General features: G+C 35.0%; 20 protein-coding genes and 1 tRNA gene. 9 read left to right on the top strand and 12 right to left on the bottom strand.

The genetic code is table 11. The features are described from left to right. Window positions 1-28: 28 nt before the first annotated feature. From IRZ99_RS04975 to IRZ99_RS04955, 5 genes are all read right to left on the bottom strand, one after another. Window positions 29-469 carry a retropepsin-like aspartic protease gene (locus IRZ99_RS04975; RefSeq protein WP_194656224.1) on the bottom strand — a complete coding sequence of 147 codons (441 nt, stop codon included), beginning with the start codon at window positions 467-469 and terminating at the stop codon, window positions 29-31. Further along, window positions 421-3,114: a CHAT domain-containing protein gene (locus tag IRZ99_RS04970; protein WP_228519023.1), complete on the bottom strand. Its 2,694-nt coding sequence runs from the start codon at window positions 3,112-3,114 to the stop codon at window positions 421-423. The genes IRZ99_RS04975 and IRZ99_RS04970 overlap by 49 nt, the downstream gene beginning before the upstream one ends. Before the next feature lie 160 nt (window positions 3,115-3,274). Beyond that, window positions 3,275-5,227, bottom strand: coding sequence for a PKD domain-containing protein (locus IRZ99_RS04965; RefSeq protein ID WP_194656223.1), 1,953 nt, complete (start codon window positions 5,225-5,227; stop codon window positions 3,275-3,277). 110 nt (window positions 5,228-5,337) lie between these two features. Then, the gene (locus tag IRZ99_RS04960; RefSeq protein WP_194656222.1) at window positions 5,338-6,315 is read right to left on the bottom strand and encodes a hypothetical protein; all 978 of its coding nucleotides are present in this window, start codon (window positions 6,313-6,315) and stop codon (window positions 5,338-5,340) included. Between the two features lie 132 nt (window positions 6,316-6,447). After that, on the bottom strand, window positions 6,448-6,747 hold the full coding sequence (locus tag IRZ99_RS04955; protein WP_194656221.1) for a hypothetical protein: 300 nt from the start codon (window positions 6,745-6,747) through the stop codon (window positions 6,448-6,450). 127 nt (window positions 6,748-6,874) lie between these two features. Here IRZ99_RS04955 and IRZ99_RS04950 point away from each other — a divergent pair, with 127 nt between their 5' ends. The 7 genes from IRZ99_RS04950 (at window position 6,875) to IRZ99_RS04920 (ending at window position 15,114) form a co-directional block, all read left to right on the top strand. Continuing rightward, a complete protein-coding gene (locus IRZ99_RS04950; RefSeq protein ID WP_194656220.1) occupies window positions 6,875-7,459 on the top strand; it encodes an RNA polymerase sigma factor in 585 nt (194 codons plus the stop codon). A gap of 2 nt (window positions 7,460-7,461) precedes the next feature. Continuing rightward, window positions 7,462-8,187, top strand: a complete 726-nt coding sequence (locus IRZ99_RS04945; protein WP_194656219.1) for a tetratricopeptide repeat protein — start codon at window positions 7,462-7,464, stop codon at window positions 8,185-8,187. 303 nt (window positions 8,188-8,490) lie between these two features. After that, the gene (locus IRZ99_RS04940) at window positions 8,491-10,146 is read left to right on the top strand and encodes a S41 family peptidase (RefSeq protein WP_194656218.1); all 1,656 of its coding nucleotides are present in this window, start codon (window positions 8,491-8,493) and stop codon (window positions 10,144-10,146) included. Between the two features lie 45 nt (window positions 10,147-10,191). Then, window positions 10,192-11,847, top strand: a complete 1,656-nt coding sequence (locus IRZ99_RS04935; protein WP_194656217.1) for a S41 family peptidase — start codon at window positions 10,192-10,194, stop codon at window positions 11,845-11,847. A gap of 266 nt (window positions 11,848-12,113) precedes the next feature. Further along, window positions 12,114-12,893, top strand: coding sequence for a TatD family hydrolase (locus IRZ99_RS04930; RefSeq protein ID WP_194656216.1), 780 nt, complete (start codon window positions 12,114-12,116; stop codon window positions 12,891-12,893). Window positions 12,894-12,956: 63 nt separating this feature from the next. Next, window positions 12,957-14,093 (top strand): 1-acyl-sn-glycerol-3-phosphate acyltransferase, encoded by a 1,137-nt coding sequence (locus IRZ99_RS04925; protein ID WP_194656215.1) that lies wholly within the window; start codon window positions 12,957-12,959, stop codon window positions 14,091-14,093. Beyond that, a complete protein-coding gene (locus IRZ99_RS04920; protein WP_194656214.1) occupies window positions 14,083-15,114 on the top strand; it encodes an asparaginase in 1,032 nt (343 codons plus the stop codon). Before IRZ99_RS04925 ends, IRZ99_RS04920 begins: the two co-directional genes overlap by 11 nt. 96 nt (window positions 15,115-15,210) lie before the next feature. Here IRZ99_RS04920 and IRZ99_RS04915 read toward each other — a convergent pair whose 3' ends face one another. Beyond that, a complete protein-coding gene (locus IRZ99_RS04915) occupies window positions 15,211-16,443 on the bottom strand; it encodes an MFS transporter (RefSeq protein WP_194656213.1) in 1,233 nt (410 codons plus the stop codon). Window positions 16,444-16,534: 91 nt separating this feature from the next. Between IRZ99_RS04915 and IRZ99_RS04910 the strand changes: the two genes are divergently transcribed. After that, on the top strand, window positions 16,535-17,410 hold the full coding sequence (locus tag IRZ99_RS04910; RefSeq protein WP_194656212.1) for a LysR substrate-binding domain-containing protein: 876 nt from the start codon (window positions 16,535-16,537) through the stop codon (window positions 17,408-17,410). A 60-nt stretch (window positions 17,411-17,470) separates the two neighbouring features. Continuing rightward, window positions 17,471-17,557, top strand: a tRNA-Ser gene (locus IRZ99_RS04905). A gap of 704 nt (window positions 17,558-18,261) precedes the next feature. On the opposite strand, the gene IRZ99_RS04900 is transcribed toward IRZ99_RS04905, so the two are convergent. From IRZ99_RS04900 to IRZ99_RS04875, 6 genes are all read right to left on the bottom strand, one after another. Next, entirely contained in the window at window positions 18,262-20,103 is a 1,842-nt protein-coding gene (locus IRZ99_RS04900) for an alkaline phosphatase family protein (RefSeq protein WP_194656211.1), read from the bottom strand. Window positions 20,104-20,236: 133 nt separating this feature from the next. Next, window positions 20,237-20,485: a T9SS type A sorting domain-containing protein gene (locus IRZ99_RS04895; RefSeq protein WP_194656210.1), complete on the bottom strand. Its 249-nt coding sequence runs from the start codon at window positions 20,483-20,485 to the stop codon at window positions 20,237-20,239. A gap of 23 nt (window positions 20,486-20,508) precedes the next feature. Beyond that, the gene (locus IRZ99_RS04890) at window positions 20,509-22,536 is read right to left on the bottom strand and encodes a T9SS type A sorting domain-containing protein (protein WP_194656209.1); all 2,028 of its coding nucleotides are present in this window, start codon (window positions 22,534-22,536) and stop codon (window positions 20,509-20,511) included. 111 nt (window positions 22,537-22,647) lie between these two features. Further along, window positions 22,648-24,033 (bottom strand): glucoamylase family protein, encoded by a 1,386-nt coding sequence (locus tag IRZ99_RS04885; protein WP_194656208.1) that lies wholly within the window; start codon window positions 24,031-24,033, stop codon window positions 22,648-22,650. A 142-nt stretch (window positions 24,034-24,175) separates the two neighbouring features. Next, the gene (locus IRZ99_RS04880) at window positions 24,176-24,997 is read right to left on the bottom strand and encodes a LamG domain-containing protein (protein ID WP_194656207.1); all 822 of its coding nucleotides are present in this window, start codon (window positions 24,995-24,997) and stop codon (window positions 24,176-24,178) included. Between the two features lie 45 nt (window positions 24,998-25,042). Then, window positions 25,043-26,500: a RagB/SusD family nutrient uptake outer membrane protein gene (locus tag IRZ99_RS04875; protein WP_194656206.1), complete on the bottom strand. Its 1,458-nt coding sequence runs from the start codon at window positions 26,498-26,500 to the stop codon at window positions 25,043-25,045.

The following is a 26,500-nucleotide window of genomic DNA, read 5'->3' as shown; positions in this document are numbered from 1 at the left end:
TGGAATTATAAATTTCAAAAACTTAAATTTATAATTTTAGATAAAGATAATGATTATAATAATCAATAATAGCCTTGCCTTCCAATAAAACATCAGCACCAATAATACCATCAACCGCCTTTGATTTATAAGCTTCCAATGCTTCATTAACATGCGAAAGATCAAAAATTACTAAACTGAAATCTGCATTTTTCCAGCTTCCGATTTGTAAAAGATTACTGGCCGAAATTTGCGTTCGCATACCTGTTCCGCCAGCTCCTGAAGCTTTGGTTTTTGATTTTTTTGCTGTAACACTAAAAAGTTCAACACTTTCAAAACCTATACAAGTATTGGAAGCTCCTGTATCAAGAATAAAATTCCCCAAAATACCATTGATTTTTGCTTTTATCAAAAGATGTTGCGTCTTGGTAACTTTGAATTTTATTTTTTTGTAGCTCTTTTTTTTAAGAACCTCGTGAAGATTTTCCATTTTCGATAATGATTGAGTATCAAAAATAAACCAATTACAGTCAATAAACTAATGATATAATAGATATAATTTGATGTTTTTTCTTTCTGTGAGATTGAACCGTAATACACAAACGAGCTCCAGTAATAGGGAGATTTTTTAGCATTCGGAATCGATTTATCATTCAAAAAAGCAATTTTCGCATCGGCATTACCTTCAAAATAAGGAACATCATTTTTGACATTTTTATAGAAATCAGTCATAAAAACCGATGTGGTATAATCGTTTACTTTCCATAAAGAAAATAGTAAATTTTGTGCGCCGGCAAACTGAAAACCTCGCGCCACACTCATGGTGCCTTCGGCTTTATAGAGTTTACCAATTCCGGTTTCGCAAGCACTTAAAACCACTAAATCCGGATTGATGTTGAGGTTATACAATTCAGAATACAATATTTCCTGATCAGAGAATTTAATACTTGCCGGAGTTTCAACATCGCCGGAAGAAGCATGTGTACTTAAATGTAAAATGGAATAATTGGAAGCATTGTTTTTGAAATTTGAAAAACTCGCTCCTGAATTTTCTAAATATTTTCCCTTGAAATTACTTCGGATGGATTCTAATTCTTTCTTTGAATAAGTCAATTCAAAAGCCGTTTTTTCGAATATGGGAAAAACGCCCAAAACTGTTTTATGTGATTTTGAAATTGGTTTTGAATTCAGATACATATTTGCTGAATTATTATAGGCAATATTGAAATCATTGAGCAAATAATGCATTTTAGCAAAATTGGTTGTGTTTGATTCTGTGGTAATCAATGTTTCAAAAGGAAGGAAATTCAAAATTCCATCAGGAACAATGATGAGGTTTTTATAGATGACATTTGAAGGTAATTTCAACAAATCATAAACTCTTTTTCCATAATAATTATATCCCGAAACATCATTTGTAATCGCGTCTGCAGAACTGAAATAATCAATAAATTTCACAATTTCGAGCATAGATCTGTGTGCAGTATATATATGCTTAAAATTGATTCTATTATTTTGTAAAGTGAAATAAAACAGATTTTCATTTCCGATAAAATAATAAACTAAAACAGCTTTATCGTTTTCTAACTTTGAAAACAATTGTTTTAAATTACAGTTTTCAGGAATATAATCCGGGTTTTCAGATTGAATATTTTTCAGCAAAAGCATCAATTCATTTTGCTTTTTTATAAGCTGATTTATTTTTGAAATATTGGCTAAATCGCCTTTTTGCTGTTCTTTTATAATAGTGTTATTGACATTCTGAAATTGCTGTATAATTTGTTTTTCTTTCGCGGAAGCGTCTTTAATATTTGAACGATAACCTTTTAAAATTCCGGATTTTGTTTTTTCGGCCAATTGAAAAGCGTCGTCTAAATATTGTATTTTACTGTCTTCCTCATACAATCGATCATAAATCAAAAGACATTTCTCAGTACGATTGCGCGCTCTGATTTGGGTTATAATTTTAGAATTTTCATAAATTAATCCATTCATCAAAAGATCTTCGATATAAAAAGAAAGTTTGAAGGCGTCGAGAGCTTTTTTTGGATGATTTTGTTTGAATAGAATTTCTGCTTGTAAATCTAAAACATCAATTAAAACCGTTTCAGCATACAATTGATTTTGATTGGGAGAAATGTTTTTTAAAGAATAGTTGGGAATTAGAATTTTAAAAACTGCAGAAATCTGTTTCTCACTTTCATCATATTTTTGCTCATCAAAAAGCAATAAAGCTTTTTCATAATAGAGTTTTGCTACTTTTCGTGGCTGTTGGTTTTTAGTTTGAAAATACAGTTTTTCAGCTTTTGTTAAATACGAATCGGCGACTTCAAATTGTTGTCTTTGCCTATTAAGAGTTGCCAGATTTCGATAAGAATTGGATAAAGTTTCTGATTGCTCTTTTTCATTTTTAAGATAATTAACCGCCGATTCAAAAGCATTTTCGGCTTTGTCATAAATCTCCGGCCGCATCAAATTTCCAGCCGAACTTAATATATAATTATTCCCCAAATTATTCAGCAAAGTCCCTTTTTGAACATTCGATAATTTTTCTGTTTTTAAAGTGTTTTCCAATAATTCAATAGCCAAAGAAATCTTTCCGGAACTCTGATACACATTCGATAAATTCAAAATCGCAGCAAATTTCTGTTTTTGTGCATCAGAATAATTTTTGGTAGTATTGACAATAAAAAAATACTGTTTAATAGTATTCTCAGCATTATCATAATCACCTAAAACGGTGTATAAATTACCCAAAGGTTTCAGGCAAAATTCAATAATATCATAATTGGAAAGTTGCTGTTTCTGATAAATTTGCCAGGCTTTTTCATAACTCGAAATCGCTTTTTCCGTTTGCCCGAACTGATTTTCATAATAGGCTTTATTGCAGTTTAAAACCACAATTGCCAGTAATTCATCGGTAGTTTTTGGTTTGGAATTTCTCCAGAAATCAGCCTCCGTTTTCGTTAAATTCTGTAACGCTTTCGCGGAAGGATGAGCAACAAAAACATCAATTGTATTATATATTTTATCTTCCTGATGCTGTCCAAAAACATTCAGATTTATAAAAAAAAAGATTAAACCATATAAGTGATATAAGTTCATGTTAATTGATGGCGTATTTTTTTTCACCATATAAGTGATGTAAGTTCATATTAATCGTTGCGTATAATTCTAAAATCAAACTAAAGAGGTTATATAAGCTTCTATGTTACTTTTAATATAGAGAAGCATATTTCGATAATAAGTTATCCGGTTTTTAACATGAACTTACATCACTTATATGGTGAAAAAATCAAAACTTCCAAATCCCGTAAAACTGGAAATAATTAAAATTCTGTTCAAAATTAATCACATATCTCGCACCCAAACTTGGACCAATTCTGGCGAAACCAGCCGTTAAATCAAACAAAAGACCAGTCTTAATATCAGTAAAGGAGTTTTTTATTGTATTGGATGTTGTGGTTGTACTAATTAAAAAAACTTCTTTTTCAGCTTCAAAAGTTTCGGTTTTTATATTCTGATTTTGTTCTTCAGAGACATTGATATTCGCCTGAATTCCAGCACCAATTCCAATATAATTATTAATGTTATAGCGAATCAAAAGCGGAACTTCCCAATTGACATTTTTGTTTTCTGTCTCAGTAGTGGTACGCACCAATTGTCTTACTCCGTTTGCGTTTGTGTTTATTTCATTTTTAATATCAACTTCACTATCGTACTTGTTCAAAGCATTAACCCATTCTGCCTGCCAATAAAAACGATAGGATTTAAAAGGCGAAATCGTGGCGCCCACAAAATAGCTTGTCGATTTATCTAAATCAGGATATAAATTGTATCCGGCTTTTGCACCAATCGAAATTCCGGGCAAGAATCGGGTAGTGGCGTAATTGGTTATTATAGGTTCGTTTTTATCAAATATAATTGCTGTTCGGCTTCGGGTTTTTACTTTATGGAAGTCCTCTGCAAACTTCATTGAATATTTTACAAAACCTTTTGTAGAATCTTTTTCATGTACATTTTTCTGTTCACTTCCCGGCAAATAAATGTTTTTGAAAGTGAAGAAAATCTGTTTTTGTTTGATAATTGTATCCAGACAACTTACAGTTGGTTCTTCGTCTTTTGGACAAATCGGACATCTTGGATACATGTCTTCAATCTGAAATGTCTTTTTATCAAACATATCCGGAATATCCGTTTCTAACCGAATCATTCGCGCCGGACCTTCGCCGTTATTTTGAAAACGGGTTTTAAAATTCACTCTTTTAAAACGCACCAATCTGTAATTCATAAAACTTCCGTTCGATCCCATTTTGTTCGGGTCGTGAGAAGTGACAATCTCCATTTCCAGATTTTTAATTTTGTGGTTTTTATAACTTCGATTTGGAACAAAAATGCCACGCATCGTAACTGTTGCGCTGGTGTCTTTTATCATTTCGGGAGTGGTTTTAAACGTATAAAAAACATTGCGTGTTTCGCCCGGATTGGTATCATCAAATTCTAAAACCGAAACGTTATGATAGGTTTTATTAGCTTCTAATAAGGAAGCATCCAAATCTTCTTCAGTGGTTGTATTTCGGTATTTTTTGAGCTTAACTAAGTTTTCGGAGGAAGTCAGATAATTTTTAGAATCATCCAAATCATCAACAGAAGCAACTGTGTTTTCGTTTATTTCGCGTTCGTTGGCATAGGTTCTAAAATCGACCAATTCAAAATTATTGTTTTTGAATTGTTTTTCATTATAAAACAAATACAGTTTTCCGCTCGCTACATAATTCTCCAGATTTTGATAACCTACTACAACTACCATTTCCTGTTCCGGAATAGGGTCGCAGTTTTTGATGATTGCGAACCCATTTTGATCTTCTATTGATGCAATATCTTTATAATTCGTATCCGTTATATCGTTTATAGCTACTTTTTTAGGTCGTGTTGCTGGTGGTTTTCCGTTGTCATAATTGTTAGTTACAGCCAAACGGGTAGTGTATGTCCCTTTATTTTTATAGACATGTTTAGGTTCCGCTTCTTTGCTGTAGTGGCCATCGCCAAGTTCCCATAAATAGGAATAACTTGGTTTTGGCGCACCCGCAATCGGAATCAAAGGCGGCGTTTCGGGTTTATAATTAACAACGTTTCCGTTTTGAATAAAACCAATATTGGCTCTTCTGGTTATGGTGTCTTTTACTTTGGTTTGTCCTATTGAGAGAATAGAAAATAGAATAAAGAAAATAGACAAGAGTGGTTTCATAGCTAGTAGTTTTTTAGCTTTAAAATCATCAGGATTAATTTTAAAACTGGATTAAATGTAAAAAAAAGTGATGAGCAAATCACCACTTTTTCTTAAAAGTATTTTGTAAGTTACTGAATAGCATTGATTGCGGCTACCAGTTGTGCTTCTGTTCCAACCACAGTTTCTCCAAGTGTAAAGGTGTAAACATCGTTTGCGGCAACGGTAACGGCTTTTATTGCGTAGCGCCAGTTGCCATTGTCTTCCGTCACAAAAATCACGTGGCAAGCCAATCCAATCGGAATTTGACCATAGTGTTCGCTGAATAATCCGGCTGTGGTGTAAGTATCTAACTTAGCCAATGCATTTGTTCCTTCTCCGTCATAAGATAAATAAACCGCACTATTGTTGTTATCATAGCCATCGGGAGCATCAACAAGAATCGTTGTTTTAGGTCTTGGATCGCTGTAGAAGCGGTCCACATTTGTCCATCCAAAGTTTCCAAAAGTTATATAATAGTTGGCACCTTCGCCCTGAACACCGCCTTTTCCGCCATTGTCTTCTTTGTCTTCTCTCCAGGCTAGTTCACCTTTTTCGTCAATTACACCAGCCCATAAAGTCATGGCATTGTCCAAACCATCAGTTAAAGCAGTTGGGATAATCATACTCATTGAACAGGAATTTTGAAGTTCAACACCGCCCTGAGTCGCTTTGATGAAGATTTCTCCTCCGGAAATCAGTAAATTTTTCTTTCCGTCGGCCGTAATTCCCATTGTTGGTTTGTTGGTAACTAACATATTTCCTTTGTCAAAAAGTTCGATGTATTCGATAGCTACAGTTCCTATTACCGGATTTCCGTTTTTGGTTAAACAGTTTCCGTTGATGTTTACTTTAACGCCTTTTGCAGAAGTAAAGGTTACCATTCCGTCTCCGGCTGTAATAGTAAAGTTTTGGGTGTTTCTTTTAAGTCCTTTTTCGCTAATACTTTTAAATGCTGCCGAAGTTGGCGGAGAAATAATAATAGCATCGCCATCGCTGCTAGTGTCACAACTTACTAAAGTGATAACTAATAAAAATAAAAGACTAATAGTTTTAAATTTTGTATTCATGATTTCTAGTTTTTATAAATCTGTCTTGATTAGTTTCAAGTAATTTTCAGATTCTGGTTATTAATTTTAATTTTATATACTTATATCAACTCACCAATAAAATTGTTACCCCGATTTTTTATTTTTTTTAATTTATGCTGAAAGGCATTTGTCTTCAAAGAGATTTCCGTCTTCATCGACAGCAACCAGTATGTTTTTCTTTCGCGAAAGCGTAACAATTAAATACAGCCAGACAAGAGACCATAGTCCGAATGTGATGCAAGTCAGAAAGAGATGAAAAGAATGTTTGACGGCTTTTTTTTCTTTGGATAAAACCACATAAGGCAGTTTTTCATTGTGTTCGATAATGACAAAACCATTTCGTTTTTTAGCCGAAATCATTTCGTAAAATTGATCGAGATTTTGTTTGTTTGTGAATTGATACGTTTCCATTTCTCTTAATTATTTTGGTTTAAAAGATTATTGTACTCCTATATCAAATTGATTTTGTAATTGTTACCCCATGAAATGAAAGTTATTTCAGATTCTTTTTCTAAATTAGCTATCAAAAAGTTTTTTTATGGGCAACAATAAAATTCATCCTGACCAAATGTATATTGAAGGACTTGCTGCAAATGACTCTGCAATCATTCAGTCTATTTATAAAAAGTTCGTTCCAAAAGTCGTTTTTTTCGTCATGAATAATTCCGGCGATAAAGACCAGGCACAAGATATTGTTCAGGAAGTAATGATCTTGCTTTTTAATCAGGCGAAAGCCAATACCTTAAAATTAACCTGCCCGTTTGATGCTTATTTCTTTTTATTGTGCAAAAGAAAATGGCTGAATGAATTTAAAAAAACATCTAATAAAGGGGTAACAATTCATGAAGATATAGTATCTATGAATGAATCTGCACTCGATTTGATTGGACAAACAGAAGAATTTGACGAAAAACAACAGCTTTTTGACACAATGTTTCAGAAACTTGGAGACAAATGTCAGGAACTCTTAAAACTAAGTTTTTCAATTAAGTCGATGGAAGAAGTGGCTGAAAAACTCAACGTAACTTATGGTTATGTCCGTAAAAAGAAATCGTTGTGCGTAGGTCAGTTAACGCAGTGGATTCAGGAAGCTAAAAATTTTAATTCTCTAAAAAACAATTAGTCATGAACGAAGAACGCTATATATTATTTGATCAATATCTTCAAAGCGAAATGACTGCTGCCGAAAAAACTGATTTTGAAAAACAATTAGCCGAAGATCCGGAATTTGCATCAGAATTTGAAACTTTCAAAGAAGTAGAGCTTCAATTACAAAATAAATTTGGATTTGAAGCCGAAAGAGAAGCGTTTAAAGAAAATCTGAATCAGATTGCAGAAAAGCATTTCAATAAAGAAAAACCAAAAGTAGTATTGATGCGTCCGTGGTATTTAGCTGCGGCAGCCTCTGTAATTATTTTATTTGGATTGTTCTTCTTTGACTACAATCAGAATCCGTCTTTTAATGATTACAATCATCCCGGGCAAGCTCATTTTACAGAAAGAAGCACTACGGATATGCATCTTTTACAAGCTGAAAAAGCTTTTAATAGCCGAAAATTTAAAGATGCTATTCTGTTTTTTGAAATGGCTTTAAAAGACAATAAAACACCAGAAGTTCAATATTATTATGGTGTATCCTTATTAGAAACCAGTGAGTACCAAAAAGCAGAAGCTGTTTTTAACGAATTGAAAGCCACAAACCCTGTTTATAAAGACAAGTCACTTTGGAATTTAGCTATAATGAAATTGAAGCAAAAAGATTATAAAGGATGCAAGCAAATCCTGCAATCTATTTCTCAGGATTATGAGGATTATGATGAAGTTCAGGAGCTATTGGATGCCTTAGATTAGAGAATTATTTCGCAGAGATACACGAAGAGTTCTCACAGAGATTCGCAGAGTTTTAGATAGCTTTGCGATTTTTTTTTGCCACAGATTGCCACAGATTAAAAAGATGAAGCTTTGTGATCTCTGCAAGATGTAGCATATCAAATTAAATCTTTGCGAATCTCTGTGAGAACTCTTTGTGCACTTTGTGGTAAAATCCTTTTTAGCCTTTACGTAAAACCGTAATTGAATTTGAATTTTAATAACTACATTCGAATTTATTTTATGCCAAAACACCCAAACCTATTATAACCTAACGTTTATTTAATGAAAAAAATTACCTTATTTTTTCTCCTGGTTCTTTCACAAATAACCTTCGGCCAGGCCAAAATCACAGAAACTGAAAAACTTGCCGCAACTTGTAAAGTTTGGGGATTCTTGAAATATTACCACCCAGTTGTTGCAAGTGGAAAAACCAATTGGGATGAAAAACTTTTTGAAGTTTTACCAAAGATCGAAAATGCACAGACCAAAGAAGCCTATTCGCTACTTATCGAAAAATGGATAGATGATTTAGGAGTCGTACCAGTAAATAAACCTGCAGCTGATGACAAGAAGAGAGATTACTTTTATAAAAATCTGGATTTAGAGTGGACACAAAAAGACAAATTGTTTTCAAAAAGTCTTTCAAAGAAGCTTAAGTTTATTACAGAGAACAGATTTCAAGGTCCAAATTATTATGTAAATCGTGACGGAAAAGGAGTTGCACTTCAATTTGTAAATGAGCCGGTATATACTGATTTTCAATGGACAGATAAAAAATTGCGCGTATTAGCATTATTCCGTTTTTGGAATTATACAGAATATTTTTTTCCATATAAATATGTAATGGATCAGAAATGGGACGAGGCTCTGATTGAAATTTTACCCCATATTGCAAATTCTGCTTCTGAAAAAGAATTTTTAATGGCTATGCGTGAAATATCGATAAAACTTAACGATAGCCATGCTGCTATTTTTAATTCGGGAATGATGAAATACTTAGGCGGTGAAAAATATACTGCTTTCGGAACCAAATTTATAGACGATAAAGCGGTAATCACTACTGTAGCAAATGATTCTTTGGCAAAAATCGATGACTTAAAAATAGGAGATATTGTAACCAAAATTGATGGTGTAACTGTTGCAAAAAGATTAGAAGAAATTTTAAAATATGTGCAGGGGTCTAACAAGGCTGTGGCGACAGTAAATGGCGGTTTTTTGATGTTTAGCGGAAATACTGATGAAATAGAAATTGAATTTATTAGGGATAACGTCACCTCACAAAAGAAGATACATCGTTATCCAGGTGAAAAAATTAAAAGATCACCGCCAAAGACTTCACCGAAATGGGAAATTCTGGAAAATAACATTGGTTACGTAAAGATGAACAAAGTACCAAAAGAAGAAATACCAGAAATGATGGAAAAATTGAAAAACACACAGGCTATTATTTTTGATATAAGAAACAGACCAACCGATACAGATTTTCTCGTTAACGAATATTTAAATCCAGAACCCAAACCGATACTGAGATTACTTTATCCGGATTTGAGTTATCCAGGTCGTTACTACTTTAACAACGAGATGCAGGAATGTGGTAAAATTAATCCAGACTATTATAAAGGTAAAGTAGTTGCTTTGGTAGGTCCGGGAACGCACAGTTTTGGTGAACAAACGGCAATGAGCCTGCAGACCGCACCAAATGCTACTATCATTGGTACTCAGACGTCAGGTGCTGATGGACCAAATTATTACTTCAATATTATTAAAGGTTTTGATTCATCTTTTACTTCTGCAGGTGTTTTTTATCCCAATAAAAAAGAAACACAGCGTATTGGTATTGTTCCTAATATTGAAGTAAAGCCAACGATTGTAGGTGCTCAGCAAGATAAAGATGAAGTTCTGGAAAGAGCTTTATTGTTTGCTAAAAACGGAAAATAATTTTTTAAACTAACCCAAAACTATTTAAAATATAACCATTATTAAATGAAAAAAATTGCCCTCTTTTTTCTCTTAGTTCTTACACAAATTACCTTTGGCCAGGCCAAAATTACAGAAACCGAAAAACTTGCCGCAACTTGTAAAGTTTGGGGATTCTTGAAATATTATCATCCAAAAGTGGCCAATGGCGATTTCAATTGGGATCAACAACTTCTGGATATGTTGCCTAAAATAGATAAAGCACAAACGAAAGCAGAATTCTCCTTAATTCTCGAAAACTGGATTGATGATTTGGGAGTTGTGCCGGAAATCGCTCCAATTGCAGCGGTAAAAGATGTCGAATATTTTGATAAAAACTTCGATTTAAGTTGGATCAACAGTACTAAATTATTTTCTAAAAAACTTTCAAAGAAACTTAAATTTATAGAAGAGAATAGATTTCAAGGAGAGCAGTTTTACATTTATGGTGTAGATGGGGTTGGGAATGTTGGTTTGAAAAATGAAAATAAGAAGCATCCTGATTTTGCAGATAAAAACTCAAAACTTCGAATGGTATTTATGTACTGGAATTTAGTAGAATATTTTTTTCCGAGTAAATATCTAATGGATAAGAAATGGGATGTTACTTTAGAAAAAATAATACCGCTGGCAATTAAAGCAGAGAGTCAAGATGATTTTTATTTGGTAATGAGAAAAATGGTGTCTGGAATTAATGACAGTCATACAGAATTTTATACCTATTCATCTCCCAAAGTAAGAAATTATTTTCCTGGTAACGGAAAGATAATTGATGAGAAACTGGTTGTTACAGAAATTTTGGCCGATAGTCTTGCTCAGGCCGATGATATAAAAGTGGGTACTGTAATTACCAAAATAAATGATAAAACCATAAAGGAGCTTATCGCAGAAAACAGGGATTTGATTTGCGCTTCAAATGAACCTAAATATTTGGATAAACTGGCGAAGAAAATACTAAGGAGCAATACTTCAGACACAGTAAAAGTGGAATTTTTTCAAAATGAAAAGTATGTTACAAAGACAATGACCTGGTATGAGTATCATGATTCACACAGAAATGAATTTAAAAAAGGAGCACGAAAAAAGAAGGAAAAATTCAAGCTTTTAAATAATGATACCGGCTATGTTAATATGGGAGTTATAGGTGTCAAAAATATTCCCGACATGATTGAGGCACTAAAAAACACAAAAGCAATCGTTTTTGATATGAGAAATTACCCGAAAGGTACTTTTGAAGCAATAGGAAATTTTTTAAACCCTCAGGAAAAGAAATTTGCCATTTATACTCATCCGGATTTAAGTTATCCGGGAAGATGTAAATGGAGTAGCGGAACTTCAATGGGTTTTGATAATAAAGATTATTACAAAGGAAAAGTGGTTCTTTTACTAAATGAAGACGCTCAAAGTCAGGCAGAATGGACTGCGATGTGTTTTCAAACTTGTGGTCGCACTACAATTATCGGAAGCCAAACGGCTGGCGCAGACGGAAATGTTTCTATTTTTGATTTTGAGGGATTTAATACTAATTTCTCAGGGATTGGTGTTTTTTATCCAGATAAACGGGAAACGCAAAGAATAGGAATTGTTCCTGATATTGAAGTAAAACCAACAATCAAAGGAATTCAGGAAGGAAAAGATGAGGTTTTAGATCGGGCCTTGGTTTTTATTGAAACTGGGAAATAGCTTTCAAATTTAGTTTGTCATTCCGAACGAGGAATCCCCGCAAGTAACTCCGCAGAGAGAATTGCCAATCTTTGTCGAGCTTCTTGCGGGGATTCCTCGTTCCTCGGCGTGACAAGAAAATGCAAATTCTTAGCAAATAGAAACAAAAAAATCCGTGTTCATCCGCGCTTTCACGAAGTGAATCCGTATCATCCGTGTGCCATCTCATCAAGATTGGGAAAGTTTTTAATATTGTCGTAATTTTGGCTTTTTAAAAAATTTCACCATTGAATTCAACATCCATAATTACCGATACACATACCCATTTATATTCTGAAGAATTTGATCAGGATCGTGACGAAATGATGCAAAGAGCCATAAATGCAGGAGTAACTCGTTTTTTTATTCCCGCCATTGATGCCGCTGCCACACAGTCGATGTACGATTTAGAGCAAAATTATCCGGATTTTGTCTTTTTGATGATGGGTTTACATCCCACTTACGTGAAAGATAATTATGAAGAAGAATTAAAACACGTGGAAACCGAATTAGCCAGAAGAAAATTTTATGCTATCGGCGAAATCGGGATCGATTTATATTGGGATAAAACACACTTAAAAGAACAACAAATCGCTTTTAGAAGACAAATTCAATTGGCAAAACAATACAAATTGCCAATCGTAATTCATTGCCGTGAAGCTTTTGATGAAATTTTTGAAATTTTAGAAGAAGAAAAATCGGATGATTTGTTCGGAATTTTTCATTGTTTTACCGGAACGCATGAACAAGCTTTACAGGCAATATCCTATAATATGAAGCTGGGAATTGGCGGAGTTGTAACTTTCAAAAACGGAAAAATCGATCAGTTTCTAAATCAAATCGATTTAAAACATATTGTTTTAGAGACCGATTCTCCTTATTTGGCACCCATTCCGTACCGTGGAAAACGAAATGAAAGCAGCTATTTAGTCAATGTTTTGACAAAATTATCTTATATTTATAATGTTTCTGAAGAAGAAATTGCAGCAATTACAACACAAAACTCAAAAGACGTTTTTGGTATTTAATAGTCAACTAACAATACTTTAAATTTTTTTTTGTTCTTTTGCCCACCTAAATAAATATTTATAATGCAGAGATTTGATGCCATTCGACCGTTTTATGATTCAGAAATAAATGAAGCACTTCGTGATGTTGTGAATCATCCGATGATGAAAACCATGATGAACTTTACTTTTCCGGAGGTAGAAGATGAGGTTTGGAAAGAGCAGCTTAAAAAAACACATTCAATTCGTGATTTTCAATGCAACTTTATTTATAATACAATTCAAAAGGTTCTGGAGAAAAGTTCTGAAGGTCTTACAACTTCAGGATTTGAAAAACTAGAAAAAAATACTTCTTACTTATTTATTTCTAATCACCGAGATATTTTATTAGATACTACTTTACTAAATGTTTGTTTATTTGAACATGGTTTAGTTATGACAGCATCAGCCATTGGAGATAATTTAGTAAAGAAAGCTTTCTTAAGCACTTTGGCAAAACTGAACAGAAACTTTTTGGTTTTAAGAGGTTTGACGCCAAGAGAAATGCTGCAGAGTTCTAAATTATTGTCTGAATATATGGGGCAATTATTGCTTCGCGAAAACCGTTCGGTTTGGATTGCCCAGCGTGAAGGCCGTACAAAAGACGGAAATGACGAAACCAATCCGGGAGTTTTAAAAATGATCGGAATGGGTTCTGATGAAGCCAATTTGATGGATTATTTTAAGAAGTTAAAAATCGTTCCGGTTTCTATTTCATACGAGTACGATCCGACAGATGTTCTGAAAATGCCACAATTAATGGCAGAAGCAAAGAACGAGGTTTATATTAAAGAGAAAAATGAGGATTTCATGACCATTTTAAGTGGTATTATGGGAACCAAAAAAAGAATACATATTTCAGTTGGCGATGTTTTAGATACTGAAATTGACCAAATTGTTGCGGAGAATGACAACGCAAACAAACAAATTCAGGCTTTGGCGCAAGTTATCGATGATTCTATTTTGAAGAGTTACCGATTATGGCCAACAAACTTTATTGCTTACGATATTTTAAATCAGACGGATAAATTTTCTCATTTGTACAGAGAAAGTGAAAAATCACTTTTTGAGCGTCGTTTAGAAATGCGTATCGGAAGCGATAATCCTGTTACCAGACAAGGATTTCTTTGCATGTATGCGAATCCTGTAGTCAATAAATTAAAATATCAGGATGTCATCTAAAGCTAAAATACTTTTAGTTTATACCGGAGGAACCATTGGTATGAGCAAGGATTTTGAAACGGGCGCACTCAAAGCATTCAACTTTGGGAAGCTATTACAAAAGATTCCGGAAATCAAACAATTAGATTGCGAAATTGAAACCGTTTCTTTTGAACATCCAATAGATTCGTCAAACATGAATCCGGAAATGTGGACCAAAATTGCCACAATTATTGAGCAGCATTATAATGCTTATGACGGATTTGTAGTGCTTCACGGATCAGATACCATGTCCTATTCGGCTTCAGCATTGAGTTTTATGCTGGAAAATTTAACAAAACCAGTTGTCTTTACTGGTTCTCAATTACCAATTGGAGATTTGAGAACAGATGCTAAAGAAAACCTAATCACCGCAATTCAGATTGCTTCACTTCAGGAAAATGGAAAACCGGTTATTACGGAAGTTTGTCTGTATTTTGAATATAAATTATACCGAGGTAACCGAACTTCAAAAGTAAATGCAGAACATTTTAAAGCTTTTACAGCACCAAATTATCCTGAATTGGTAGAATCTGGTGTGCATCTTAAATTAAACCGACATTTATTTCTTCCCATAAAAAAAGACGCCAAACTGATTGTGCATAAGAATTTAGACAATCATGTAGCGATTATAAAAATGTTTCCGGGAATGAGCGAAGTCGTTTTGTCTTCGATTCTTGCCATTAAAGATTTAAAAGGAATTGTCCTTGAAACATATGGCTCAGGAAATGCACCAACCGAAGATTGGTTTTTGAATTTAATTGAGAAAGCCATTCAGTCTGGTTTACACATTGTAAATGTAACGCAATGTTCTGGCGGAAGTGTCAATATGGGACAATACGAAACCAGTACAGCTTTAAAATCGTTAGGAGTTATTTCAGGAAAAGATATTACTACAGAAGCCGCAATTACAAAACTGATGTATTTGTTAGGACATAATATTCAGAAGGAAAATTTTAAAACGATTTTTGAAACGGCTTTGCGCGGTGAGATTTCGTTATAAAAAGAAAAATCTCAAAAAATTAAATTCCAAATTCCAATCTAGAGATTTAATTCTCACGTTTGGAATTTGGATTTTTTTTATTGGAATTTTTAAGGTTTAATCTTTATAAGGAACCTGACAAGTTTCCAACTCTTCTTCAGAACTATGTCTTTTATAATAAACATAAACAATAACCGAAATAATACAAATGATTCCCTGAATCGCAACTGTATTTCGTGTTCCGATAATATGCGAAACATATCCAATTATTAAACTTCCCACAGGAATCATTCCCTGATAAGCCATTAAATAATAACTGATACTTCTTGAACGCATATTTACAGTGCTTTGAGTCTGTACATAAATGTTTATTGATGAGGTTTGCGCCATCATTCCGACACCGCTTAATGCCATACAAATAAGCGCCACAGTCAAACTATTTGAATAGGCTAGTATAATTACACTAAAACCTAATAATAAACTCGCAGCGATCATTATTTTGTTCATATTGTCGGCTTTTTTAAGATTGGCCAAATAGATGGCTGATAAAATGGAACCAATTCCGGCAGCACTTTCAAACCAGCTAAAAGTTTGAGCGTTCCCACTAAAAATATCTTTAGCAAAGACCGGCATCAAAGTATTGAAAGAAATTACGAATAAACTACTAACCATTAACATCAGCAGCATTTTTGCCATATCCGTTTCTTTTTTGACATACTCTAAACCTTCAACAAAATCATCCCACATTTTTAATTTGTCCGTTGCTTTAATGTGCGGTGTGATTTTCATCATCAGCAAAGAAATCAAAACCGGAATATAGCTTAAGAAGTTTCCAATAAAACAAATATCTTCACCATATTGGTGCAGAATAATTCCGGCAAGAGCTGGTCCGGCAATTCGGGCGAAATTATTTAGGGTGGAGTTAAGAGCAACTGCATTTGGTAGATCTTCTTTATCATTGACGATATCAATCATCATGGTTTGTCTACAGGTCATATCAAATGAGTTTATAATTCCCTGAAAAAGACTCAAAGCCAGAATAAAGTTGATGTTGTATATTTTTAAATAAATCAGTAAAGCCAAAGCTCCGGCTTGAAACATTGCTAAAGACTGCAATAGGATCATACTTTTATGTCTGTCGTAACGTCCAATAATACTTCCGGCAATTGGGGCCAGAAATAAAGACGGAATCATACTTAAAAAAGTAGCTAATCCCAATAAAAAAACAGAACCTGTAACGCTGTAAACCATCCAACTTACAGCTGTTTTTTGAAGCCAGGTTCCGATAACAGAAACCGATTGTCCGTAAAAGAACAATTTGAAGTTTTTTGATTTTAACGCTTTAAACATAACTCTTATTATTTTTTTACAAAGTTCGGAATTATGATTTCATTAGAAAAATTAATAATTTTACTGATAACAAGTAGTAAAACTTATCAATATGGAAATCTATCAATTGGAATATTTTATTAAAACAGCTGAGGTTTTGCATTTTACCAAAGCGGCAGAATTGTGTTTTGTAACCCAATCCGGACTTTCGCAGCAAATTAAAAAGTTAGAAGAAGAACTCGGAATGCCTTTGTTTGTAAGGATTGGTAAGAAAGTACAGCTTACTGAGGCCGGATCTGTTTTTTTAATTCATGCGAAACAAATTATAGAAAATGTTCAAAGTGGTAAACAAGCTATAGATGATTTAAACCAAATGATTGGTGGAGAATTACGAATTGGCGTGACTTATATTTTTGGACTTTTGGTTTTGCCAATCGTCGATTTGTTTGCCAAAACTTACCCACATTTAAAAATCGTGGTCGAATATGGCACAACCGAACCTTTGGAACAAAAGCTATTGAATAACGAATTGGACTTGGTTTTAGTCATTTCTTCTAATGAAATTGAACATCCGTTTCAAAAAGTACCCTTGTTTACTTCGAAGTTGGTTTTGGCGGTTTCAAAAACGCATCCGTTAGCCGTTTTAGACAAAATTTCCTTTAAGAAAATAGAAGATCTTCCGCTTATTTTACCTGTAAAAGGGTTTAATTCGAGGGAATTCCTTGATGAATTGTTTTTAAAAAACAATATGAAGCCTACCGTTTCGATTGAATTAAATGCGGTTCATGCCTTATTGCGATTAGTGGGTGATAGCGATTATTGGGCAACGATTGTAACCGGGAAAGCCCTAAAAGGCTGGGATAACATCAAAGCGATAAACATTACAGGAGTTGCAACACAAAGAGATTCTTTTATGCTAACAATCGAGGGAGCATATCAAAAAAAGGCAGTAAAATTATTTATGGAAGAATTCAGAAAAAGTATGTAAAGGATTGTGCGATTTTGTTTTTCTAACTCAATTTTTTTTGTGTTCTTTGCAGACCAATAAAGAGAGGTGTCCGAGTGGTTGAAGGAGCTAGCCTGGAAAGCTAGTATATGGGTAACTGTATCGTGGGTTCGAATCCCATCCTCTCTGCAAAAACTAAAAACCGCAATTTCATATTTCATGAAATTGCGGTTTTTTATTTAATACCATGATATCAGATAATTTACTGCTTTACACTATTTTTCTTTTTAATGTTTAAGGTATCCTGAATTTTAATAGACTGGGGATTGCGGTAATTTCCCTGATCGTTTAAAATATTCCAAAAAATCGAACTCTTCAGGATACCCATGTAAATGCCATTTTCCAATAATCGCTGTCTTGTAACCTGCTTTTTTTGAAGTAGTTTGGGAAGGTATACTGACTATTATCAAAGCGGTCATCATTCAATTCTAAAACAGTTGATATGGCGATGTTTTTCCGGTTAAGATTACCGCTCTATTGGAGCAACAAATAGAGTTGGCAGCAAAGCATTTTTGAAAATCACACCATCTTTGGCTATTCTATCTATGTTTGATATCGGAGCTAACTCGCTAATAGGATGCCCATAGGCACTAATAGCCTCCGCCGCAAAATCATCAGTCATTATAAATTATGGGGTTTTCCAAATATTTTCCTGTCACCAAATTCTTGTTTAGTGCTTCTACAAGAGTGCAGCGATGTAGTTATTAGAATAAGCAAAAACATTTTTTAAACATTAATTTTTTTTATATGAATTATTTAGACCTAATGATAATGATGTATAAAACGAATCAGGCGCTTTTCTATTCGCAGGTCGCATTGATGAATCTCAAATTTTAATTTTTAGAGAAATTTTTAGACTCGCTTCCTCTTGTATCTTGGATAGTCACTATATAAATCCCTTTTTTGTAACTGGAAACATTAATTTGATCTTGGTAAAGCCCAGTTGTAGAGTATAATGTCTTTTGCAGAACTGTTTGGCCAGTAGTAACTTTTGAGATCTTTAGGGTAGCGCTTGGGTTGGGGGATTCAAAAGTTACATTTAATAAGCTTGAAGTTGGATTTGGATAAAGAACAATGTTATAAACCGGAGGAGGCGGAGGCATAATTTCACATAGTGGCACATGACTTTTTCCATCTAAATTCCAGCCTGGCTGTATTGGAACACACATCCAGTTTAAAGCAGTAACGGCATTATCGGGTTCACGTGTTGTTGCAGCATAATCATTTACAGCGAAAGTATTAGACTGACCAGTTTGCCTTGTTACGGATCCAGTTATTGTAGCGTTATTGCTGTTTGAACTAGAGTCTGTTAAAGTTGTTCCTGAAGTCTCATCACATTTATAGTTAGCCAGTAACTGATTGTAAAACGGATGGCCTGAACTTACCGGTTTTGTTGCCCATTCTACTAAAACATCATTAGGTATTACTGAATTCCAAACCCTGATATCCCTGTAGCTACCATCGAACTTTAGACTATAGTTAGTTGTACCATCCTGATTAATAACAAATGGTAAACCTGAGTTAATACTGTTAATGTTCTGCATTTTTTCATATCCTACGACCACTCCGTCTTCATAGGCTGTCATCAATCCATCCCTGTCAAAACTCACGGCAAGATGATGCCATGTGCCAGGCTCCAAATATCCTCCTTCAATATCTAATCTGTCTGTTCCATCGCCAATATTCACTTTCCAAAATTTACCGCTTTGTGCAGCGATTACAAATCCTGCGTTGGTACCTCCGCCCCAGTTCTTGTTGCTTATTAGTGCAGGATCGCCCGTATAAGTATTGGCTTTTACCCAAAATTCAATCGTAAAATCTTGCGTTGTTCCAAATGAAAAAGGCGTTTGGTTAATTGGTTTGGCAAAAGATGTCGCCTCAAATCGAGATTCATTAAAAGTTGACGCATTACTGACAACAGTCTTGCTAAGCTGCTGCGTTGTAAAATTTGGATTTGAATAAATATTAAAAATGGTTCTTTCCTCGATAGTTCCGCCACCATGCCCGGCTAAATTTCCACCATGGTCTGTTGTAACCACAACCAGCCAGTCTTCATTGGCGTAATTGGGTCTGCTTTTCATTGCAGCAATTACAGCGGCGACATAGGTATCAGTGGTTTCTATAGTCGAAACGTATTGTGGGATTGTGGAAGAAAACCCATACGTATGACCAGCATGATCTACATCATCAAAAGCTACGAAAAGCACATCAGGATTATCATTTGTCAATGCCAGTACTGCACCATTCTTGACCTCCAGGTCTGTCGCGTAAGTGTTTTTTATATTAGCATTTTGTAGAATGGTGGTGTTTATTGGCCCCCAATGTACGCAAGAGATGGTTTTTAGACCGGAGTTGAAAGCCTCCATTCTTGAAATAAAATCGGGATAATTGGTAAAATTCGCGCCTGAAAATGTATTATCAGTAACACCATGTTTAGTATGCCAAACTCCTGAAAGCATGGTGCTCCAGCCATTTCCACTCCAGGTTTTGTAGGCGCAAAGTCCGTCAGTGCTGTAAACAGCATGGGTGAGTAAATCATCAATTGCCGGCGTATTGGCAGCAGTTAAAACATCGGCACGACAACCGTCAATTCCAATAAAAAGCACCTTTCGTACCTGGCTTTGGACATTTAAAATGACAGTTAAAGTTAAAATAAAAATAATTTTTTTTTTCATAACAAGTTTTTTATAAAGTTATTTAACCGTTCATGTAAGACATCAAAACGAAAAACAACGATAAGGGTTAGAAATTATTTATTGTAAAGCATTATAAGTTATAGGCGAATTTGAGAATTCATAAATTGCTATTTTATTGTTTTATAAATTTCTTGCAGTCACCCCTTCTTTCATCCTGAACCAGCAGAATATAAACGCCGTTATTCAATCTGGATACATCGAACTGGTCTTGAAAAATTCCGTTTTGGGAGAATATATTTTTTTCTAAAATAATTTGTCCACTAGTATTTATTACTTTCAGCTTGCCTTTTGCGCCTTGAGATTTAAAATTTAAATTCAGAAAACGCGAGGTCGGATTCGGACTCAGGTCAATTTCTAGCATATCCAAAACAGGTTTATTGGCGGTTATTTTTTTGTAATTTTTGAGATTATTTCTTCTTTGTCAGTAACTGTTTTGATAATATACATACCACCTGGAAGAGAATTTGTTTGAAGTCGAACGGAATTAGTTTTCGGTGTCTTCATTATAACTTCTTGGCCCATAATGTTATAAATGGAGATGTTCTGGATAACATCACTAGATTCAATTGTCAAATTATCTGTAAACGGATTGGGATATACAATAGTTTTTTTTATTACCTCGGCCATAACAGTTTTATTATTCGCCATCTTTTTAAGATTTGTCGGGTTTCCAAGTGAATTGTTTACTGAAAACCAATTCGTTCCAAGATATTCAGGTAAGGAAGCTAATCCGAATAACATAGTTGAAAAGTCTACTGCCTGAATATAAGAGGCTCTCGGTGTGGTGTTACTTCGCATGTATCTCCATAATACTTTTTTTGTCGGATTGCTGGGCAGGCTATATACGGCAGGTCCTGTTCCGTTATTATACAATGATAACAGATCTGACTTAGTATTAGAATAGATCGAACTAAATCCTGCGATAATATGCGGTGAAACAATTTTGTTTGGATTATTGTTTATTTGGTCTGCAGAATACCCTCCGCCTGGTATTTCTCCTGCTCCGCATCCCCATTCATAACTATTAGTTGCTCCTGAATTGGTGGCGAATAATTTATCTGAACTTAACCAGTTGTTGTAATAGCTCATATAATTGGCATCATTTTTAAAATAATTCACAAAATAGTAAGTAAACTGTGGGACAAAGCAGGAGGTGAATCCACCATCAGAAAGCGTTACATATCCATTGTAATTAGGATGAACTACGGGTGCCGTTACCGGATTTGCAAAGTAGGTATTCCAAAATGTTTGAGATTTATTATAACCCGGATTCGATGGATTTGCATTTTTAGCTAACCAGGATACCAGCATATATTCGTTAAACGGGGTGGTAAATGCAGATCCTACTTCGCCTGATTGATCCAGAACCATTGCAATTTGTGTTGGATATATTGCTTTGGTATAATCCATGGCACCCAATAAGGTATTTACATTGGCCACAATTGTAGCATTTGTAGAAAAATAATTCCTGCACATAAACAATCCCATTGCAAAAATGGCATTATCAACAGTACTATATTCTGTTGACCAGGAACCATCCGGGCCGCCAGTGTCCCACTTAAAATAACGCGGAAACATTCCCGCTCCATTTACTTTACCATTATTTTTAAAATCAATAAAGGTTTGCGTGGTGGCGATGACCTGATTTGCTGCTGTAGTATCCCAATTCACAGCATCCCCGGTTTTGGCGTACATAGCACCAGATATACATAAAGATATAAGCCCAATTCCGTTTGCCGCTATAGCAGCCGGTTTAGGTCCGGCTCCATTAAGTGCCAGGGCATCCAGATAAACACCATTTGACTGGCGGATATCCTTATAAACCTTATAACTATTTTGAAACAATTCTGTAATATAAGCCGGTTGATTAGAGTCATTGTTGATTACGATATCGTCAAAATATAAGGTGATATCCTTATTTAGTCCTACAGGATCTTTAAAATCCGGCATTAGGCTAATAGTTGTATAATTTCCGGTTAAACTACTGAAATCGAATACAAGATCCTCCCATTCATTTACTTTCGTCTGTGGATTCATACTTGCTATTTCAAGTGGCCCGTTCGGTCCTCCTTCTAATTTAAATTTGACCGGAGAAATTCGGGTTTTATAGACTTTAACGTGTACATATTTATTTATCGTTAAATCTACTGTTAGGGTCGACCAAAAACCTTCCCAGGGTAGTCCGTCTTTATCACGGAAAAATTTGCAGACTTTATTACTGGTATTAATTCCTGTTTTAAAAGGATTATTAACAACAGTCAAAGTACTAAGATCATTGGAGCCGCCTTTTATTATATTCATGGTTATTGGTGTACCCTCATAGTTTTCTATCATTTGAGAATAAAGAAAGGGGGTATTTCCTAATAACAAAAACAGCATTATGCTTCTAAAATAATTTTTAATTTTTTTCATTTTTATTTGGTTTTAGTTAGTAAATACATAGGGTAATTTAACTTTGATATTTACAGTTTTTTGTGATTAGAAAACTTTCTGTAAACCTTTAATTTGCACTTCAAAGTAATTTTAAAAACCGTGTTTGCCAGAATGGAAACCAAGAGCAATTAAGCCTTGTTTCACCTCGGGAGCATTCATGAACAAATTCCATATTAAACCAGTGCGGTAATTTTCTAACATGATTACTTCCGGCCCCTGATCAATGGCTAAATAGCGTTGGGCTGTCCATTGGAAATGTTGGCTATGGGCATCATAAAATCCTGCCACGCCCCAGGTGTCGGTTTTATAATTCTCATATAAATTATGCATAAGGGTTTTAGATTCTGCCGGGGTATAAACAATAGAACTTATTGCTGCAGTGGGCGAAATAACTCCTTTGTCATTGCTTGGCATGTGGGCATCATAACCTATTGAACCATCTGTATTTCGTGTATAAGAGGCGGTTAGACCCCAATAATTAGCTCCATAACCTTTATATTTTTTTGGATTGCTAACACAGTATAAGTAATCGATCCTGGCATGATTTACATTCAAATCCCAATAATTAGCGTATATATCTGATAGCTTGGTAGGATCTAAACCCAAATAGGAGTAATGCGCCCAAAACAAAGGGCCTCCATATTCTTCGGCTCCATTATGTTTTAGAATTAAAGGCAGGTTGTATTTTACATTAGCCGAAACAATCCCGCCACTTCTGGCCCAGCCCTGATGATACGCGGCAGGAGAAATTGGATGTGAAGGTGAAGCAGCAGCCATGACATAGGTAATCAAACATTCGTTGTACCCTTCGAGAGGAAAATTCTTTTGCCATTCATAGTTGGGGGACCAGTGCCAAAATAATTTATTCTGATTGTTTGTGTACCATTGCCAATCGACTCCTTTCCATAGATCATCGTATTTTTGTGCCAGGACTTTCTCAGTCGTTGTTCCGTTTTTAAGGTATTCGCGAACGGTTATCATTCCAGCAGCCAAAAAAGAAGTTTCTACTAAATCACCTCCATTATCCATAGTTCCAAAGGGAATAACATGACCTGTATTTCCATCTATCCAATGCGGCCATGCTCCATGAAAGCGGTCAGCTGTAGAAAGGAAATTTGCAATTTTATTTAAGCGTTCTGTACCCTGATCTCTTGTAATATACCCTCGTGACATGGCTGACACTATAGCCATTAACCCAAAACCGGAACCTCCTGTTGTAACTATATTTTGATCAAAAGCAGGATCTTGAGGATGGTATCGCTCTCTTGCCATTCCGGAATTGGTTTGAGCATATTCCCAGAAATAAGCAAAGGTTTGTTTTTGCACCAGATTCATAAGTTCCTCGTCAGATAATTTTACAACGGGCGGAGTGACAACTGGCGGAGTTACAACAGGAGGTGTAACTGTTCCGCTTTCTGAATCGGAACTACATCCCAAAAAAGAAAAAAGTATAAATAGAGCTGATAATTTTGTCATTTTTAGATTTTTTTATAATTAGTACCAATTTTGTTTGGGGCAAAACAAGCAATAAGTAGTATTGAAAAACATATTTATATTCTTAGAAATAGATAAGGAAAATAGCTTGCCATAGAAAAGTACCATGGCAAGTTTATCTGTATTATTTCTTTTTGCTGTATAAAGTGGTTACTTCAGCAGCAGTCAAAGAAGTGGAATACATTCTGAATTGGTCTAATCCACCAAGCCATGAAGACATCCAGCCGTCTGTACCACATGGACCACCGATGCTCAAAGATGTAATTTTCGAGTCGTCTAAATTGATAGCACCATGAGAACCCCAGGTTCTTGTACTCACTGCAACACCATCTTTATAGAAGGTAAGACCAGAAGTGGTCGCATCATAAACAAAAGCACAATGATGCCATGCATTATCAAAAAGCCCGGAAACACTAGAATCGCCTTCCCAGGTAAGCCAGGTGTCTGCCATATATTTGTCTACAATTACAAATTTCACGGCAGTAGCACTAGCAGAACCTTCCATTAATAAAAACATAGTACCTCCGGACCAATGTCCGTTTGAAGATTTCAGACTAAATGCAAATTCAGCACCACTTGAAGCACCATCATGTTTTTCCCAAAATGCAATAGTAAAACTGCCTGCCGTTGTAGCAAAATCATTAGGTTTAGCAAATGAAACAAATTTACCTGCTGTGCCCTGGGCTGCTTTACTTGCAGGGCCATCGATTACTGCGAATGGATTATCTGTAGGGAACTGCGCACGAATACTGTCTACAGCATTCATCAAAGGATTAGTGGTGTTGCCATCAAAAGCGACATAAAATTTTAGTGGCCCACCAACGGCATTGGCATCCGTAGGATAGTCTCCTAACGCCGGAGTATCCATTTCCTGACATCCAATAAATGCCAGTGAAATAAGCGCTATTGCAAAAGCTTTTCTAAATAGTGATTTATTAATTTTCATTGTATATATTTTTATGAGTTTGAATAGTGATTAATAATTAGGATTTTAAATTAAAATACCACCGGATTGATCTATTGCTGTTTGGGGAATTGGATAATATTTGTTTTTATCCTGGTATCCTAAACCACCTAATACAGATGTAGCCTGACCCCATCTTACTAAATCGTAAAATCTTTCGCCTTCCATTGCAAACTCTACTCTTCTTTCTTGTTTGATAGCTGCTCTTAATGTAGTCTGACTGCCTGTAATAGCAGGTAAAAGGTCACTGTTTCCTCCTCTTGCTCTGGCACGAACTTTCTCTAAATAAGAAGCCGCTTTAGGATTTCCAAGTTCATTAGCTGCTTCTGCAGCTATTAACAATACGTCTGCATATCGTATTATTTTAATGTTTTTCCAAAAATTCTTATTAACGCCATAGCTGGCGCGTATAGAAGGAGTAGTGTAAGCTTTTTTATTCCAATATTTTTGAGCCAAAGGAGGACTTGCCGGAAGTGTATTTCCAAATCCATCATCTTGTCCTGAAAACAGGATCGTTGCCGCTTTACGGGGATCACCAGTTTCGTAAGCATTAACTAAATCTGTTGTTGGTACATTGAATCCCCAGCCTAAATCCCAGGTACTTGTTCCACGAACTCCTTGTGATTCCCAGTAGTTATTGGCATAATCAGTAGTCTCCAGTCTTAAAAACTGCACTTCGAAAATGGATTCTTTAGAATTATCACCAGCTTCTGAAAACAAAGTTTCATAAGAAGATGTTAGCGCATATTGTCCTGAATCGATAACTTCTTCACTTTTTGCCAATGCCTTTGCATAATTACCCTGATACAAATACAATTTTGCTAGAAGACTATTTGCGAAACCTTTAGTAGCTCTACCCGGATAGGCCGGCCAGTTTAATGGTAAGTTTGCAGCTGCAAATTCTAAATCAGTAATAATTTGAGCATCTACTTCGGCAACTGTATTTTTTGCCTTAATACCATCACTTGGTTTTATGATCTTGTTCAAAATTATGGGTACAGAACCATAATCTCTTCGTAAATCAAAATAAGCAAATGCTCTAATTGCTTTTGCCTCCGCACTATTTACAATAGTTCCCTCATCTTTTAGGCCTGAAGCCTCGATATCCACAATCAAATCATTACAAGCATAGATCAAACTAAAATGACCATTCCAGTTACTGGCAAATTCTGTTGTAGCGTATTGGTAACTATCCATAACATTTCCTAATGTGGATGCATCAGTTGGTGTACTTCCTTTGGCAGCATCATCTGATCGTATACTCTGAAACCAGTATCTGTTCCAATCTGCAACACCTCCTTCGGTACGTATTTTTCCATACAATCCAAAAGCTTTTTCTTCAAAACCACCAGCGGCTAGATCACCGTCTGTTGCTACCCCTAAAGGCTTCATGTCAAGAAAATCATCATTATTACAAGAATGTAGTATAGGCAAAGTAAGAGCTGCTATGAATGATAATTTTATAATAAATTTATATTTTTTCAT

The sequence above is a fragment of the Flavobacterium sp. LC2016-12 genome (assembly GCF_015351595.1).
In the GTDB taxonomy this organism is placed as follows: Bacteria; Bacteroidota; Bacteroidia; order Flavobacteriales; family Flavobacteriaceae; genus Flavobacterium.
Note: the sequence above shows the minus strand (reverse complement) of the source record. Positions and strands in the feature narration are given on the sequence as shown.